The organism is Fulvivirga ulvae, assembly GCF_021389975.1.
Lineage (GTDB): Bacteria > Bacteroidota > Bacteroidia > Cytophagales > Cyclobacteriaceae > Fulvivirga > Fulvivirga ulvae.
Genome location: NZ_CP089981.1, coordinates 3,575,330 through 3,592,216 on the forward strand (window position 1 = coordinate 3,575,330; position 16,887 = coordinate 3,592,216).

A 16,887-nucleotide genomic window follows, 5' to 3' on the forward strand; every position below is an offset into this window, starting at 1 on the left:
GTCGTTTTTACACCCAAGGACGAAAAGAAATAGAGTCGAATACAGAATTTTATTTTTTATCATTTTAATAGTTAGTTACTTAGTCTCTCTTTTAAGGTTTCCCGTTCCTTTAAAATGCCTTTCAACCTTGCTCCCTTTCCATACAATACCTTCAGAGTCTAGTATGTTTATCCCTCTCACACTTCTACCTCCTCCAGAATAGCTACCATCGACATACTTAGCCTCTTGCATTCCTGCATCGGCAAATTGATACTCTTTTCCATCTTTAGTATCTCTTATTTCAATAATTATCACAATATGCCCAATACTCCCTATACTCTTCTCTTTCCCAGGGCCGATAAAAACAATATCTCCTTCTTTCACATCCTCTAATGACGTGCTATAATACCCATATTTCTCCAGGTACCTGGCCATTCTTCTTGTGCCGCGCTCCTCATCCTCAAATTCTTTTAGGTTCTTATCATTAAAAGATTTGCTATAGGTATTGATCTCTTCGGGAGTCAAATAACCTTTGTCCTGCTTAAGGCGTCTGGCCTCCTCTGATTCGGCCGTAGCTACCACTTCTTTAATGAAGTGTGAGCAATCTACACCTGTCCCGGCATTTTTATCTTCCCAGTTCCACCTGTATTTTCTCTGGTCTTTTTGATTGTCTACAGCTTCAATAGCTAAATCCTTTAAATTGAGGCTTTTTGTCCTTTCCAGCAGTTTTATAAGGCGTTCGACCTGCCGCTGCTCCTCCCGGACACTGTATACGACTGAACTATAATTTAAAAACGCTTTGTTAAACGCATTTTTCATAGTCTCCAACACCTCAATATCGCAGCGCATCAATGTCGAGTCAGAAGATATAGATAGCAGGTTTATGATCACCTCTTTTTTTGCGCCACCACCCCCTAGCCTCTCCAAAGCCTTCTGTACAAATTTTGGGTTGTAGACCAAATACTCTGATAAATATGCCGCTACGCCTTCCGTACTCCTTGGTGATCGAATGATCCTGTCTATATTTTCTTCCGTAACCGGTTCATTTCTTATGGCATCAATTCTCGCCTTTTCGGCAGCCACTTCTTCAGCTTTCTTCTCTGCTTCAACTTTCCTGGCAGCGTATGTGCTTCGTGCCGACTGAACGGCCTCTGCGGTCATAGATGAGGACATCAGCGCCTTTATAGTGTTTTGCCCCGGATCAATACGTCCATCTACACCCTTTCCACTTAGCCCCCTTACCTCTCGCTGAAAGACCTCTATCGCCTTAATGGTAGCCACTAAATGCTCCGGCGCCATCTGAGCCCGGTATTGAGTATCGCTTTTGACCTTTTCTACAGGTTCGGCTGTTCCAAACAATTCTTCCGGCTTTATGGATTTAGTGCTTTCAGGAATAACCATGGCATTCCTCTCACTGCTATGGTCAGCCCTGGACAGTAGCCCAAGCTCCAGCAACCTGTCTTGGATCAACATCACATCATCGGCATAGTTGATCCTCTCCCTATGAAGCTCTTCCTTCTTCAAATTGCCGGAAGGCCTTCCTACTGATGAGCAGATCAGGGAGGTATCGGCCTCAGGGGCAGCTTCTTTCTCTTCTATTGTGGTGGCTTGAGTTGGTATTTCAGGCAGCTCTCCTTTGCCTCCAAACTCCTCCAGCCCGGCATAATGCCGTGCCCTTGCCCATACATCTGCGGAGTAGTCTTTTTTTGTGGTGATATTATCAACTGCTGCCAGGCCGTTTATTTTCCGAAGCCCTCCGTTATACCTGGCTATTGCTCCCCTGAGCTGTTCAGCCCTTGTCCACTGCGGAAATTCTCTTTTGATAACTTCCAGCATCCCCAGCAAAATACCTGCAGCCTGCTCAATATGCTCCTCACTGAAGGGTTCACCTTCCGGGGTGTGGGCATTTTTATCTACCTGTAAAAGCCCATAGCCATTGGGGTCATAAGTTCCATATCCCTCATCGTTCACGAATTTGCCTGCCCGGGTTTCCCTGCTGGCAAGAGCTGCCAGCAGGGCCGGTGGCAAGCCATGTTTTTTGGCTACTGCAGTGAGTTTGGTGAGATGGGGTTTTACCCGCTTCAAATCATTTTCGGCCATCTTTGCAGAGGCCGATGCACCACCTTCTTTAATTTTATCTTCTTTTGCTGTATCAGAAGATGCCCCGGTAGTCACCAACTCCTCCAGGATCATGTTTTCTGTACTGGCCATGCCCCCTTTTTCTACCTGGGTTTCAGAGGGTGCTTCAGTTACCGGTGCTGTAGTCGCCTTTACAGGGGTAGCTTCTCCTGAAGGGATTGCCAGCTCAACCCCAACATCGAACCCTTCCAGGTGCCCTTGGCCATTGTTTCTTTTGAACTTCTTTACCTTGTCCGCATTGGCCTGTCTTAAAGCATCTTCACTGACTTTGTATTTTGATACCAGAGAGGCCAGCGTATCTCCGGGTACGGTAGTATGGCTGGCGACCGGAGGTGCTTTTTTCGGTTTTTCTTTTGATTTATCCCTATCCCTAATCCTGAGCAGGCCGGGCACCTTGTTCAGGTCTATTTTTGAGATCATGCCCGGCATATTCTTATACATGGACTTAAAGGGAGGTACCGAGCCTTTAGGCCTGGGCCGAACACGCTGATTGACCTCATCGTCCCATTGAGGGGCAAAAGGATCAAAAAAAGGCTGACTTTCGGGTAAGGCACCGGTTAACCCCAGAGAAGCATCCAAAGGATGTGGCTGGGTCGATCCGGGGGATGGTGTTTTGTCTTCAAACATCGGTAGTTGGTTTATATGGCCTTCCCTTTTTTTCTTAACTCTTTGATAACACCATCTGTAAAGATCTCTTCAGTGACCTTTTCATGACCGTAATGCAGCGTCATCATGGCACAGTAGCGAAAGATATTGTTGATCTCCGCACCGGTCAGTTCATATTTCTTCACTACCTTATCCAGTAACTCAGTGTTTACAATGGTATACCTGCCTTGAAAAGCGCGGTTAAAAAGCTCCTTGCGTAGTACTTCACTAGGAACAGGGAATTTGATCATCGTCTGAAACCTTCTCGTAAAAGCGGAGTCCATATTTGCTTTTAAGTTGCTGGAGAGAATTACCAGTCCATTGAAATTTTCCACTCTCTGCAAGAGATATGAAACCTCCTGATTAGCATACCGGTCATTGGCGCTACTGGTTTGTGTACGTTTTCCAAATAAGGCGTCAGCCTCATCAAAGAAAAGTACCCAGTTGCGGTTTTCGGCTTTGTCAAAAATGGCTGCAAGGTTCTTCTCCGTTTCCCCGATGTATTTACTCACCACCAGCGAAAGGTCTATCCTGAATACAGGTACATCTGCTTCTTTCCCAATAAGGCTGGCCGCCATGGTTTTACCGGTGCCTGATGGGCCGTAAAATAATGCCTTGTACCCCTTTTTTATTTTACGGTTTACATGGTCATCATCCATCATCTGCTTTTTCTCTTTGAGCCAGATATTGATTTCCTCAAGGGCAAACCGCGTTTGACTGCCAACTACCAGGTCATCCCAGCTTTCCTCCGTATCTATACACTGCGCCGGAAACGATTGGCTGAATGCAGGAATAAAAGGCCGGCCTTCTACCAGTAAACTGTAATACTCATCGGACAATATCAATGCACCATGAAAGCGGGACAGGTTGTGAGTTACTTCATGGAGTGAAATAACACCCATGCGCATAAGGGGGTGGGTATTATCGAATATTTTTCTAATGATTTGCTGACGAAGTGTGACATTTTCTCCGGCAAGTAAAAACAATACGGTTTCCCCGGTTGGAATAAAGCCCAAAAGTCCATTGCTCTTTACTCCGCCCACGCGGTTGATCCCTATGCCCTGAGCCTGAAAGTAGGAGAAAGGCTCAAATAAGGTGGGACATACATGAGAAGCTAAAGTCAGCGTTAGCAGCAAACGCTCGGCAACAGGTAGCCAGGCAGGATCATCAACCTTGTGGGCATCAGATAAACTAGTGATCAATTGGCTGTAATAAGTTGTCTCAGCAACTTCCGGAGGATAATTGTTCAATAAAAAGTCCTCAGTCACCTTGTCTTCCTGGTAGCCGTTCAGGCTTTCACAACGCTGGGCAATGATTTCTTTGGCCCAATGGATGTCAGTTTCTATAGTCGCAAATAATGGAAGCTCCTCCTCTTTCATATTTATGGTAATCGTATTAAAAAATATATGAATCCTTAGCGCAGGATATGGGGGAGCCTGATCATTCGGCCTTGAGCATAAAAGGATACTATATAGAGCCCCTCCGGACGACTTTCCAAAGGAATTTTAAAGGATGTTGCGCCTTTGGTTATATTTCCTTCATATACAAGCAAACCGGTTGATGAATACACTTTTATTGGACTGTCCTCAATTAAGGGCTGGTCAAACATTAGTATGGCATCACCTTTTGATGGGTTTGGGTAAATTTTAATGCCTTGATACACGCCATCGTTCAAGCCGGTGATGGGTGCAGTTGGAGGCATGATACCTATCTGTTTATAGGCGCCCTGGTAAATTTCTTTTGTATGGGTCTTTGATAGGTGAGTATCATGAACATAAGCCACGATTAAAAATGTATCAGCCGCATCATACGTGAAGTCAGGGCTCCAGTATTGAGTGATAGTTTCTGTACGTGATATGTCGTTGGGCAACCAATCACCATAAATATAATTTCCTGCGGCATTTGGCAAAAGCTTCCTTAGTACATTATGATATGTGCGGCCATTAACTTCCAGACTTTTTTGAAGTACCCCCACTTCAAGCACAAGTGGCGAAGAAATGGTGTCCGCCGTAGGGCTTTTGGTGATAGTAACATCAATTTTTAAACTTTCGCCAGGATTGTTCGTATTTTCGCCACTTATTATAACAGTATCGGAAAGAACTAAATTGAAAGGTGCATCAATAATGGTTCGTTTAGCATATTCGTTCCTTCCCCATTCATCCATACTGAAAGGATCATTTCTATGCTTAACGCCATATATACCATCTATAATTGTTCTGGGAACTTCGTTTACACCATACTCAAGCGTATGAGCACTTTGGTCGGCTTTATTTAAAAGATAAATCGGATCAGAAGCAGGATATGAGGTATGGTATTCAATTTTAATGACTTCATAAGGGCGTGCATTGGCAAAATCGTCTACATAGTTATTTTCAAATTCATTACTTTCTGCTTCTACATTGGTAAAATGTTCAAGAACTATCATTCTGTTTCGCTCTCTGATAGCAAAATTATCAAAGGCAAAACCATCGTAGTTATTTTCTCTTCCATTGCCAAGCTCAAGGCTTGCAAATGCTATGCGAAACCTAACAGGCTTGCCTCCAGCATTTTCCTTTACGTCGTCTAAGGATATCCTAGCTTTTTTCCATTCTCCTGTACCACCTTCCCATCCGATGGTTTGCTCTCCGGGAGATGCGGCTACACCTGATGAGTTAAACCAATTAATGCCTCCTTCAACTTCTCCAAGTGTTTCCCACTTTTCATCATTTTTTTCGTCACTAATGGCATATTGCAATGTGGCACCCTCAAACTTATCGGTAAAGTACCGAATATCCATATCAATTTTGGGTCTTTCCCAAAGATCAAGGTTGAAACATGGGCTTTCCACCCAGGAATTTTCATTGTCATTAAAGACACCTGTGGTATCATTAGCCGTAACCCAAGCAGGACTATTGTTGATATGGGTGATCTGCCAGCTGCTATTAGAGGCCAGCCCATTTGCATTGTTATTATCTCGAGTAGATATCCATCCTCCATTTCCAATATTAAAGGTCTCAAGATATACTTCATTATTAATGGTCTCATTAGTGGTTTCAAATACCGACACAATCTGGCTTAAAGTATCTGTACACCCAAGGACTGTCTCTACAACTAGGGAAACTTCATAAGTACCTCCTCCAGGAAATATATGACTCACTAGAGTATCCTCTGTTTGCACTAAAGTATCGGGGGAGTGAAAATTCCAATAAACATTCTCAATTTTATCTCGCTGTGCTGCTCCCCCCTGCGACTTAGAGCTATTAAAGGTTATTTTACTATCTGAACTGCAATTACTTAAAAAAGTAAAATTTGCTTTAGGAAATTCTCCAACTCGAATGGAGAGTTTAGTATCCGGGCCCATACATCCAATATCCACATTTTGGGGTCTTACAGAAAAATCAAAAACTTCAGGAAATGAAGTGTTGACACTTGGGAATAAACTATCGGCGACATCTAATAGAAAGCCTTGACTATTATACCATGCAATATCTATGGTATCAGGCTTATCTATTTTTATAAAACCGATCTCATCGCCTATACAATAATCAAATTGTACAGGGGTTGCAGAAAGTGAATCAGGTAGAGGAACTACTTGTATGGTATCTGTTATTTGAGCAACACACCCATATTCACTCACATACTCATATACAATTAAATAGCCTTTATCATTGTTATAAGTAAGATTGTTTATTGTAGATGAATCTTCTTGTTCCGGATCAAAAATGAAGGTGAGATCAGTTAAAGGTTTTGCATCATTAATATTAGTGGATTCACTTAGATCTAAAATACTAAAAGTCTTTATAACATCATTTGTGCCCAGAGGGTTACCAACAATCCTTATAGGAGAGGCATTTTCGCAGTAGCGATCTTCCAATGGTATGTCACCGGCCAAAATAATCTCAAGCTGAGCTGTTCCCTGTACAGAAACAGTCTGTTCGGTAGTATCTTTAGTTCCACTATTATTAATATATACTATATTAAAAGTAATTTCTTTTCCCACCAGTGAAGTGTCACGTACCATGTTTGGGTCAATATAATAGCCACTGGAAAGTCCGCCGTTATAGGCTGGGTTTAAGCTTCCTGTAACTACATTTGGTGTTGAACTAATGCTATCCAACTCTCCATCCACACCTTCACCCAGCCATCCAATTGGAATGAGGGTCGTAGCATGATAGCAAATGCCATTATTTTTAAGCCCTAAGAGTTGATTTCTGGAATTATCATAAACCTCAATAGTAAAAGATACGTCAGGTTTGCACTCATCTTCACTGTGAAAAATTACCGAATATAAACCTGGCTTCTTGCCTACTTTATTAGTTAAAAACTCCACATTGTCTTCGCTAATAACTAAACTGTCCCCTGAAAACGAGCCAACTTGATCTGCTGAAAGCTTCACGCCAACCGCAGTAGTAGGTATAGCAAATGTTTGACCACTCCCAACCGTATTTTCCGTGTTATTTTCAATATCTGTAAGTGTGATTACGGGAGGAGTACTATCTGTAACAACCACAGATATAACATTACTTTCTCCCCCACATTCGGTGATGCTACCCGATGATACAGCATAAACCTCATCCTCGTGACTTAAAGTTGTGGATGTGTAGGTGTTACCTGTTTCTAACTCATCCCCACTTCCTTTTTTATAAAATACATAAGGAGATGTTCCTTCGCTGGCGGTAAAAGTCACCGGATCCCCAGCACATATGGATACCAATGAATCAAAGCCGCCACCATCATGACTCAGACTTACTGTTTCATACCCGCTGACAGTGACTGTACCCACGACATCATCAACGAAAAGTCCAGGATATGAAAGATCAACATTGACCAATTTTATTTCATAGTCGCCCGGGGTAATATTAGGGCTGGCAACTACTTTCACTCCTGTCAATCGTATAATATCAGTAAATGAAGCTCCTGATGCTGAATTGGGTACAAAGCCAATCAGTAAAGCGCCAGGAAAATTACTATCATTTATAAAAAATCTTACGCCGTCAATCATTAAATCTGTTGAGGTACCATCATTTACTGATAGCGTGGCATTACTAATATCAAAGCTCAGGCCATCTGGTAACTTTAATTGAATATCCTGGTGGGCTCCACCTCCTCCCTCATTGTAAAAGTTCCCTATAAATCCCTCATTGATAGTAATAGCGGCAAGATTTGCCGTATCTCCGGCACAGAGTTTATTTGAAAATGTCAGGTCATTTATACTGACCAGAGCACCTGTCGAAAAGTTTAGAGTGAAAGGGTCACTGGCCTGGTCATCGTTATACTCCACTGGCTCCAGTCTGATAATATAATCGGCATCAGGAATAAGCAAATCACTAAAAGTAATCGTTATTTTTTTGCTGTCATTTCTCATAGTCACTACATATCCTGATGTAATGTTTGATCCTTTTGCTGTAATGGATATCAAACTGCTCGCATTTTCATCATTAATTTCATCATCATTGATCATCCTAACGGCTCCGTTAAATGAGATTGATACAACTCTATTTCTAACAGATACTTTAGAGCCTTCGGCTGGTGAAGTTGATTCTACTACAGCCACACCAGCCCAGGATTTTGAGACGATCACAAGACAGATACAAATAATTAAACAGCCGCATCTTGCCATGATTTATTTATTCTTTGATTAACCTAATACTAAACCCGTAAGCCGCTGAAATAGATGAATTATCAATTGGATCATCGGCATCTATTAAGTAATAAACTCTTAGGTTCTCATTATTAGAATCAACTGTAGAGGCCCAGTAATACCCATAAGTACCAAGACCGCTGAATGTATTAGATTTATCTCGATCCCCACTTCTCAATGCTGCAAAGTCGCCTTCCTGGATTGCTTTACCACCAGTTGCAGCACCTCCCACTGCTGCAATTAAAGTTTCCCAGTCGGCCTGAGAAGGCAATCGCCACCCTTCGGGCGCCATTTCAGACGCTGCGTACCATGTATATAACCTGCCATATGTATCACAGTTAGCAGCTATATCTTCAGGACACCATGAAGAAGTTGAGTCCGCAGTATTGGTATTGAGGTTAAAGTTTTCACCCAGCCATACCTGATCTCCTATTTTGACCACACTATAGATTTGTCCATCCCGTTTGTCGGTATAAGTTTTTAGAGCATCGGCAGCAATACTAGCGCTAGCCTCACATCCATTCGCATCCCTTACTTTAACCGTATGGTCTGTTGCATCCGCATCTATGCTGCTTTCTGATTGGTAGCTGCCATTGTCAAGGGCATATTCGTAAGGTGTGGTGCCACCACTGGCTTCAGCTTCTATGCTGTAGCCTCCGGATTTAAGTGTGAGGGTAAGTTCGTAGCAGTTGTATACCACAAAGTCTGAGGTACTGGTTGCCGGGTTCATTCCTTCAACAGTAACAGTAATTTTCCCTGTAGTAGCTGCAGCCGGTACAGTGGTCTTAATCTCAGTGGCTGTTGCCGATGTTACTGTGGATTCCACTCCGTTAAAACTGACGGTATTATTTGAAGCGGTAGTGCTAAAATTGGAACCTGTGATAGTTACTACATCGTCAACTTCGCCTTTCGCAGGCTCTATTCCGGTAATGGAAGGTTGTTGAGGGGCAGTATCTCCGTCGTCATCTCCACCACATGATGAAATAATGGACAGGGCCATAAATAGAATTAAAGCCAATAAAGAATTTTTAACTGATTCAGTCAAGGTGTTTTTCATGATTAGAAAGTTTAATTACTGGGGCGTAATATTATTAACTGGTGATAGCTATCTATGGGGAAGGATAGTTTCTCTATGGGGAATGCAAATGTAATTATTCTGTTATTAATATTGAATTTATGTAAGTTAAGTGGTTTTGGAGTAACTATTTTGTAAGACTTAATATTTATTGGCTCACTTTCAATAAATAAACCCTTCATATTAATATTTAAGCAATGAAAATAATCTGCACTTCAAAATGCAATATTCTATTTGTCAGATAAATATGCTTTTATTTTTGACCTCGATACACTAAATCCAGTTTTGGGCGGAATGCTTTTATATATGACTATATGTATATTATTTTTTATTATCAATATGCGATAAAATCAGTGTGTTTGTCAGGAATTTGTTAAATTTTATGAAATTAGCTTGTAAGTTTTTATGAGAATTTGTTGAAAACAACAGTAGCATCTTTATCTCCTTTAAGGGGTTTACCCCTCAATACCAAACCTTTATTGGTATCATTTCGGCACATCCAAACCTGCCTCACCACTACATAACTAATTGTTTTATGATTGGGATCATAAGAAGAACGGCGCTACGCGTTCGTAGAGTAGCGGAGAAATATCCGGAATCCCGAACTTAAGAACACTTGCCAAGCCTGACCTGTATAGTATCAGATAGATGCACACAAAATGTCGCAGATGGGAATGAACAGTATCCATGAGAAAATCAAGTTTGAAGCATCAATTTGAATAATGTCTTCTCCGCCCACCTCCAGCAACCATATTGATTAAAAATGCTAAGTTTGGCTTTCATAGCTTACCGAGAACTACAAAATAAATAACATTGTTAGACATAATTCTGGAACTAGTAGTCATTGCCAGCGGAGTCCTGGGTTGCTTTATAAGCATATCATTATTAACTACCCCGTTCTACAAAAGTAAAGCAAACGCCTACTTGTCTTTCTCCATGCTAATACTGGTTGGGATAACCTTGTTGGGCTGGTATGGAGCAGAAGGCGGTATTTTTGAATTCCTGCAAGGCATAATGTGGGAGTTTCTTATAGCAACAACCCTGTTTCATTATTTTCTGATTCATATTCAACACGAATATTTAAAGCGAAGTTGGCTAAAATGGCTATACTTTCCTTTTATAATTACCTTGCTCATAGACACCTTTCTGGACTTTGATTTTATCTTCAACCTCTATGATTCTTCTTTTGACATAGAAGATACGGCTGTTGAAGTAATCTATACTTTAGAAGCCGTTTTTTCCCTGGCATATAATATTATTTTAATCCTCTGGAGCAGGCGTTTGATCGAGCATTCCGAAACCACCTCTAAAGAGAAAAAGCACTGGCTGTTAAGATTAAATCTGTTTATCATAGTCATCATTCTGATATGGTTACTATCAGATATAGAAGATTTTCTGCTCGATTCCGAGCTTTCCTCAGATTTGCTATGGCTGGTGCTTTCCTTCTTGTCATGGTGGGTACTATATTATGGCGTGTTCAGGCTGCAAATAATAGTTCAAAAGGATGAAATACACCAACGCCTGATGGCGGGAGAGGCAACAGATCCTTTTGAAAAAAAGAAGAAAGCCATTGCTACTGCTTCCAGGATTATTGAACAACTGTACAAATTAATGGATGAAGAAGAACTTTATAAAGATCCTCTTCTAAGCCGGTACGATCTGGCAAAGCAGCTCAACATCAGTGAGGGGCACCTGTCCCAGATTATAAATCAGGAAATTAATAAAAGTACGATCCAATTCGTGAACGAATACAGGGTTGGGTTAGCCAAAAAATTATTGAGAGATCCGGCATTCGACAAATACTCGATTGAAGCCATTGGTATGGAAGCCGGCTTTAAGTCCAAAAGCGTTTTCTATAATATCTTTAAAACAGCCACCGGCATGTCACCGGGAGCGTACAGAAAGCGCCGTGAAAAGTCCTGATTTGTTCAAATCTGTTGTTTTAGGACGTCTAGTGCCCATAAAGTAACTTTTGTTTGTTCGATGCCCTATACTTTAGAGGCTCAATCAAAAAAACAAAATAATGAAAAGAGCAATTTATTTTTTATTGGTTACCGCCCTGATTATGTCGGGTTGTAGAGAAGATGATGGTACCCCTGTTAATGTGACGGATGAGAAGAGCTTAACCCTTAGGCTGGAAGAGATTCTAAATCAATCAGAGCTTCCAGGCCTCACCGTGGGAATTGTCAAGAAAGGTACTGCGGTATACCAAAGAAGTTTTGGTGTTCAGGATATTGAAGAAAATATTGCATATACCAATCAAACCATCCAGCCCATAGCATCAATCAGTAAATCATTCATTGGTGTAGCTGTCGTAAAATGTATAGAGTTAGGGTATTTTACTTTAGATACCCCAATAAACGACATTTTGTCTGAGGATTTGGTCAACCCCAAAAATCCATTGGCCAAAATACTCGTAAAGCACCTGGTCAACCATACGTCCGGCCTGGTGGATGCCGAAGATACCTATTTAAGCTCCTACTATATTTTAAATGGACAGAGCACGACATCCGCTGGTGCCGAAATGTTTCAGGATTACGGAATTACGCAACGCGAACCTAAGACATTGGAGGAATTCATAACTTCTTATTTCTATGAAGGAGGAAGTTATTATAGCCTGGATAATTTTGAGAATACAGCCCCGGGAGAAAGTGAGAACTATTCAAATGCTGCTTCTTCCTTGATGGCACATTTAATAGCAAAAGCTTCCGGGATGAACTACCGGGATTTTGTGAGTACACACATATTTGATCCGTTGAGTATGGATAACACTTCGTTTCAGTACGAATTGCCCAATGACAATTATGCTATACTCTACTGGGATAAAGCCACACCTTTACCGTTTTATGACCTCGAATCTTTCCCTGATGGAGGAATAAAAACATCTAATGAAGATATGATGAAGTATATGGTGAACATGATAGCCGGAGCGAGAGGAGAGACCAATACGTTGTTTGGAGAGGAGTATTATAAACTGCTGTTCTCAGAAACATCTCCTACCTATACTATATTTTGGGATGTAGACCCCGGAGAAAATGCATACGGTAGTCGGGGAGGGGATATTGGAACTACTACGGAACTACACTTTAGTGCCAAACATAACGTAGGTTTCTTCACGCTTAGCAATTATGATGCAGCTTCAACTGATAGCCATGAAGAACACTACGAAGAAGTAATGGATCAAATTAATGAAAGTATAAACCAGTTTTTCGCAAATTAGTCTTTACCATCCCAGACGCAGTGCAGCGAAGGTTAGGGATCCCATGATTATGTGTGTCAAATAAAGCTGCAGCACTTATCTGGATTCGGGAGGTTCCGGGTATTTCATCGATGCAGTTACCTTCTAATGGCCGGTGTCTTCACCGGCCATTCTAAGCCTATTTGGTAGCTATTCCTGATATTTTCACCAAAACAGGATATAGAAATAAAGTTTTGTTATGAAAAATTCGGAAATGATGGGTGTTAGGGTTTCTGGCAATGTTGAAAACTAAGCCGCATAGTCCCGGAAAACCTTTCGCTTAATGATCTGCAGCTCCTTTTTAGCGGCTAATGCTTTTATCGTCCTGATTACTGTTTCAACCCTCAGACCTGTCATATCGGCTATTTGTTGCCGGGTAAAGGGGACTTCATACGTCTTGCTATCCTTGGTATCTTCTTTCTTTTTGAAGTAGTCAATCAGCGTAAGCACCCGGTGTTCAGGAGTGTAGCTGGAAATTTCTTTGGCCATCATAGCTTTGAACTGAAGACGCTTGCTTAGTATGGCGCAGAATTTCAGGTGTAGTTCGAAATTCTCTTTCAGAAGCCTGATAAAATTCTCTTTTGAAAGTTTCCATATTACGGAGTCAACCACAGCATCGGCATTGGCAGGGTAGGGGAAGCCGCCGAACAAAGGGGGTTCTCCAAAGCTTTCTCCATTCTTAAAAATACCTTGGATAAACTCCTGACCATCGGTACTGAAATTGTTCATTTTGATGATGCCTTCTGCGACCTGATAATAATTGAGAGAAGCACTCCCTTCAAGAAAAAGCACCTCATTCTTCTTCAATGAAATGGCTTTGGCCCCGTAGCTTTCTAATATACCTTCATCTATTACCATACTGCAAAAGTACGTACTTTACCTGTACGGAATAAGCTTACGGGGCTGACTTTGCTCAGTTTTGTTTACGACTTATCCCATGGTATTTGGTTGTTTTGCCTTGGTCAACAGTGCTTAGTTTGAAAGCGCTAAAATATCTTCAGGGCCAATCTATTTTCTTCCCTGTCAAGTGATTCTTCAAATACCTCACGCGAATTACCAGGGTTGGCAGGAACGATCAGTTCACTGTAATCACCAATGCCAGCGATTAAATTCTTACAAAAGTTAGTTAAATACCTGATCGTTTTGGCATCAGGCATAAAGCACTGAAAAGGTCTCACTTCAATGGCCTGTTTGTTTTGCCCATATAAGACAATCTCATCTATATGGCTATTCTATAAATATTTTATCCCTACGGGATTATCGTTGTAGAAGGGATTTGCAATTAATTGTAACGACAAGACGCACAGTGTCCTGTAAGGACATAATATTTATAGAAAAACGAAAAGCAAATCTGTGTCATAGAAAAGTCATGCCATAGAATACAACGCTATTTGGCACACATACAGACATTGTAGATAGGAATGTGTGTTGTTAATTCACGTATTTATTTAATCGACGACTATGCGGGTATCATACTATATATCTAATCCGGTCTTAAGTTAACAGCACTGAAAATACCATCAGCGGGAGAGAAAGAAATATGGTCCAAACATAATCATCTCACTACTAAAAACTTACGACTCCAGACTAAATACCTACTATTAGTTATGCAATTACCTATTGATCGCGATTGCATGAAGTTTTTCACCTGCCCATCTTTGCGCTGTTTAGAATAATTCTAAATAAAATTCATATAATTAGATCACTTATAAAATAATGAAACAAGCTTTACTATTATTTTCAATGTTGCTTTTTGCCGCAATAAGTTCATTATGGGCGCAATCTGACAACGGAACCATCCGCGGTAAAATAACCAATGAGCAGGGAGAGCCTCTGCCGGGCATTGCGGTAGGCCTTAAGGGTACTGCTTACGGTGCCCCAGCCGATGCTCAGGGCGTTTACCACATTTACAATGTACCCGCCGGAGATTATACCATAGTGGTTTCCGGTATTGGTTATGAAAGACAGACCAAAAAAGTTGCCCTGGCTATGGCAGCTACTATCAATCTTGATTTTAAGCTTAAAGAATATACGGAGCAACTTCAAACCGTAGAAGTAATCGGAAGAAGGGAAACCGATTATAAGAATGAGGTGTCATACGTGGCATCCAAAACTGCTACCCCGCTTAAGGATATACCCCAGGCGGTAAGTTATGTAACGAAAGAAGTTATTGCCGACCAGCAGGCCTATCGCATTGGAGATATTGTTAAAAATATCAGTGGTGTGAATATGTTTTCCAGTTATGATGATTTCACATTTCGTGGATTCAGAAGTGGAAGCAGTGATAGTAAAATGATCAACGGGTTGCGAACTGTAGGTATTTTTGGGCCTCAGCCTATCCTTGCCAATATTGAAAGGGTAGAGGTAATCAAAGGCCCTGCATCAGCGCTTTTTGCTAATACCACACCTGGCGGTACTATGAATTATGTAACCAAAAAGCCTCTCACCGAAAATCGCAAAGCCATTAGTTTTACTACAGGCAGTTTTAACACCCTGCGTGCCAATGCTGACTTTACCGGAGCTATGAATGAAGAAGGGACTTTGCTGTACAGACTTAACATGGCCTATGAAAACTCTGACTCATACCGTGACCTGCAAAAGAACAAATCGTTGATGGTGGCACCTTCCATTTCGTTTTTACCTACTGATAAAACAAGGATCAACTTTGACCTGGTGGTGACCCAATATGACGGAAAGCTTGATCGTGGCCAGCCGATATTCGGAGCTACTTCCGGTACTGACCTTAACAGTACACCGATCTCTTTTGCTATTGGAGAGACCAACGATTATCATACCAACAACGTGCAGTACTTTACATTGTCATTAAACCACCAGTTTACAGATGCTCTTTCATTTAATGCTTCATATATGAAGTTTGCCTGGGATGAAGACCTTTTTGAGCACAGGACTTCCAACAGTTTTGCTGTGGATAGCCTGGGCAATGAGATCCCTACGCTGATGAACATGCAGGTGATCAATAGAATGAGAAAACTCGTATCTGATAACCTGAGCACTTACCTGGTTTACCATGCAAAAACAGGAGCCATCGACCATAATCTGGTGGCCGGGGTTGATTACATCCAGCAGAAGCAGCCTGTAGGTGGCGGACAGTCCAGGGCATACGGCTACAGAAAAACAGACGGCTCTATTGCCAACAGCTATAACCCTGCAAATGCAGAAGAATACCTGTTTGAGAACGGCATGCCGGTGCCCAACATCCCGCATTTTGATCTGGAAAACCCACAATACAATGTGACTTATGCACATGAATACATTTTTAACAACAAAACAAGCTATGCACCGACGAAGTATTACACCTACGGGTTCTACATCCAGGACCAGATCAGCTTTGATAGATTAAAAGTATTGTTGTCGCTCCGACATGAAAACTACCGCGATGTACTGGACTATGACACACCGGATGAGAATACAGTAAAACAGGACAAGCTACTTCCACGTGTTGGAGTGGTTTATTCCCTCAATGATAAGATCAACCTTTACGGTACTTATACAGAGAGCTTCCAGCCACAAACCGCGTCATCCCTTTTAGACCCCAACGCCGGTGGGCCGTTTGACCCGTTGTCATCAAACATGGTAGAGTTTGGTTCCAAAACTGAGCTTATCCATAAGCGATTAGCAGCTAACATTGCCTTATACAGGATTGAGCAAAACAACATCCTTGTAAGTGCAAATGATGCCACCAACCCTGATCTGCTTGAGCAGAGAGGTCAGGAAGTTTCAAAAGGTGTTGAGCTGGATTTGATGGGTACTATTACGCCGAATTTGAGCATAACCGCTAACTATGCCTACAACAGGGCAGAGATCACGAAAAGTGATAATGAAGAGGAGGTAGGAAATATCAAGGAAAATGCCCCTGAGCATCAGGGTGGTTTCTGGGCCAAGTACACCATAGACAAAGGTAAGCTTAGCGGCCTGGGAATAGCCTTTGGTGGTAACTTTGTAACTGAAAGGGTAACCTTCGATACTTACACCCTGGGACTGATGCTGCCGGGTTATGTGGTGTTTGACGCAGCGCTCTTCTATAAAGTGAACAAATTCAATATTTCAGCCAACCTCAACAATGTTTTTGATAAAACACACTGGGCAGGTGGCTATAGCTATACCCGTTTGTTCCCCGGAGCACCCCGTAACTACCTTTTGAGTGTTGGCTATACCTTTTAAGTCTTGTAT

The 16,887-nt window shown here is 41.7% G+C and carries 9 protein-coding genes; 3 read left to right on the forward strand and 6 right to left on the reverse strand.

Going from position 1 to position 16,887, the window contains the following annotated elements:
• Positions 1 to 75: 75 nt before the first annotated feature.
• The 4 genes from LVD17_RS15175 to LVD17_RS15190 form a co-directional block, all read right to left on the reverse strand.
• Positions 76 to 2,745 carry a LysM peptidoglycan-binding domain-containing protein gene (locus LVD17_RS15175; protein ID WP_233759858.1) on the reverse strand — a complete coding sequence of 890 codons (2,670 nt, stop codon included), beginning with the start codon at positions 2,743 to 2,745 and terminating at the stop codon, positions 76 to 78.
• An 11-nt stretch (positions 2,746 to 2,756) separates the two neighbouring features.
• A complete protein-coding gene (locus LVD17_RS15180; RefSeq protein ID WP_233759859.1) occupies positions 2,757 to 4,142 on the reverse strand; it encodes an ATP-binding protein in 1,386 nt (461 codons plus the stop codon).
• Between the two features lie 35 nt (positions 4,143 to 4,177).
• A complete protein-coding gene (locus LVD17_RS15185) occupies positions 4,178 to 8,296 on the reverse strand; it encodes a T9SS type A sorting domain-containing protein (RefSeq protein WP_233759860.1) in 4,119 nt (1,372 codons plus the stop codon).
• Positions 8,297 to 8,369: 73 nt separating this feature from the next.
• A complete protein-coding gene (locus tag LVD17_RS15190) occupies positions 8,370 to 9,440 on the reverse strand; it encodes an FISUMP domain-containing protein (RefSeq protein ID WP_233759861.1) in 1,071 nt (356 codons plus the stop codon).
• 831 nt (positions 9,441 to 10,271) lie between these two features.
• On the opposite strand from LVD17_RS15190, the gene LVD17_RS15195 reads away from it, so the two are divergent.
• Positions 10,272 to 11,381 carry a helix-turn-helix domain-containing protein gene (locus LVD17_RS15195; protein WP_233759862.1) on the forward strand — a complete coding sequence of 370 codons (1,110 nt, stop codon included), beginning with the start codon at positions 10,272 to 10,274 and terminating at the stop codon, positions 11,379 to 11,381.
• Between the two features lie 100 nt (positions 11,382 to 11,481).
• On the forward strand, positions 11,482 to 12,678 hold the full coding sequence (locus LVD17_RS15200; RefSeq protein WP_233759863.1) for a serine hydrolase domain-containing protein: 1,197 nt from the start codon (positions 11,482 to 11,484) through the stop codon (positions 12,676 to 12,678).
• Between the two features lie 267 nt (positions 12,679 to 12,945).
• On the opposite strand, the gene LVD17_RS15205 is transcribed toward LVD17_RS15200, so the two are convergent.
• Both LVD17_RS15205 and LVD17_RS15210 read right to left on the reverse strand, forming a co-directional pair.
• On the reverse strand, positions 12,946 to 13,554 hold the full coding sequence (locus LVD17_RS15205; RefSeq protein ID WP_233759864.1) for a Crp/Fnr family transcriptional regulator: 609 nt from the start codon (positions 13,552 to 13,554) through the stop codon (positions 12,946 to 12,948).
• Between the two features lie 128 nt (positions 13,555 to 13,682).
• The gene (locus LVD17_RS15210; RefSeq protein ID WP_233759865.1) at positions 13,683 to 13,874 is read right to left on the reverse strand and encodes a hypothetical protein; all 192 of its coding nucleotides are present in this window, start codon (positions 13,872 to 13,874) and stop codon (positions 13,683 to 13,685) included.
• Positions 13,875 to 14,412: 538 nt separating this feature from the next.
• Here LVD17_RS15210 and LVD17_RS15215 point away from each other — a divergent pair.
• A complete protein-coding gene (locus LVD17_RS15215) occupies positions 14,413 to 16,878 on the forward strand; it encodes a TonB-dependent receptor (RefSeq protein ID WP_233759866.1) in 2,466 nt (821 codons plus the stop codon).
• The last annotated feature ends 9 nt before the right edge of the window (positions 16,879 to 16,887 follow it).

Coding starts and splice junctions, on each gene's coding strand:
- LVD17_RS15175 (WP_233759858.1), bottom strand. CDS start 2,745: ATGTTTGAAGACAAAACACCATCCCCCGGATCGACCCAGCCACATCCT.
- LVD17_RS15215 (WP_233759866.1), top strand. CDS start 14,413: ATGAAACAAGCTTTACTATTATTTTCAATGTTGCTTTTTGCCGCAATA.
- LVD17_RS15190 (WP_233759861.1), bottom strand. CDS start 9,440: ATGAAAAACACCTTGACTGAATCAGTTAAAAATTCTTTATTGGCTTTA.
- LVD17_RS15200 (WP_233759863.1), top strand. CDS start 11,482: ATGAAAAGAGCAATTTATTTTTTATTGGTTACCGCCCTGATTATGTCG.
- LVD17_RS15205 (WP_233759864.1), bottom strand. CDS start 13,554: ATGGTAATAGATGAAGGTATATTAGAAAGCTACGGGGCCAAAGCCATT.
- LVD17_RS15180 (WP_233759859.1), bottom strand. CDS start 4,142: ATGAAAGAGGAGGAGCTTCCATTATTTGCGACTATAGAAACTGACATC.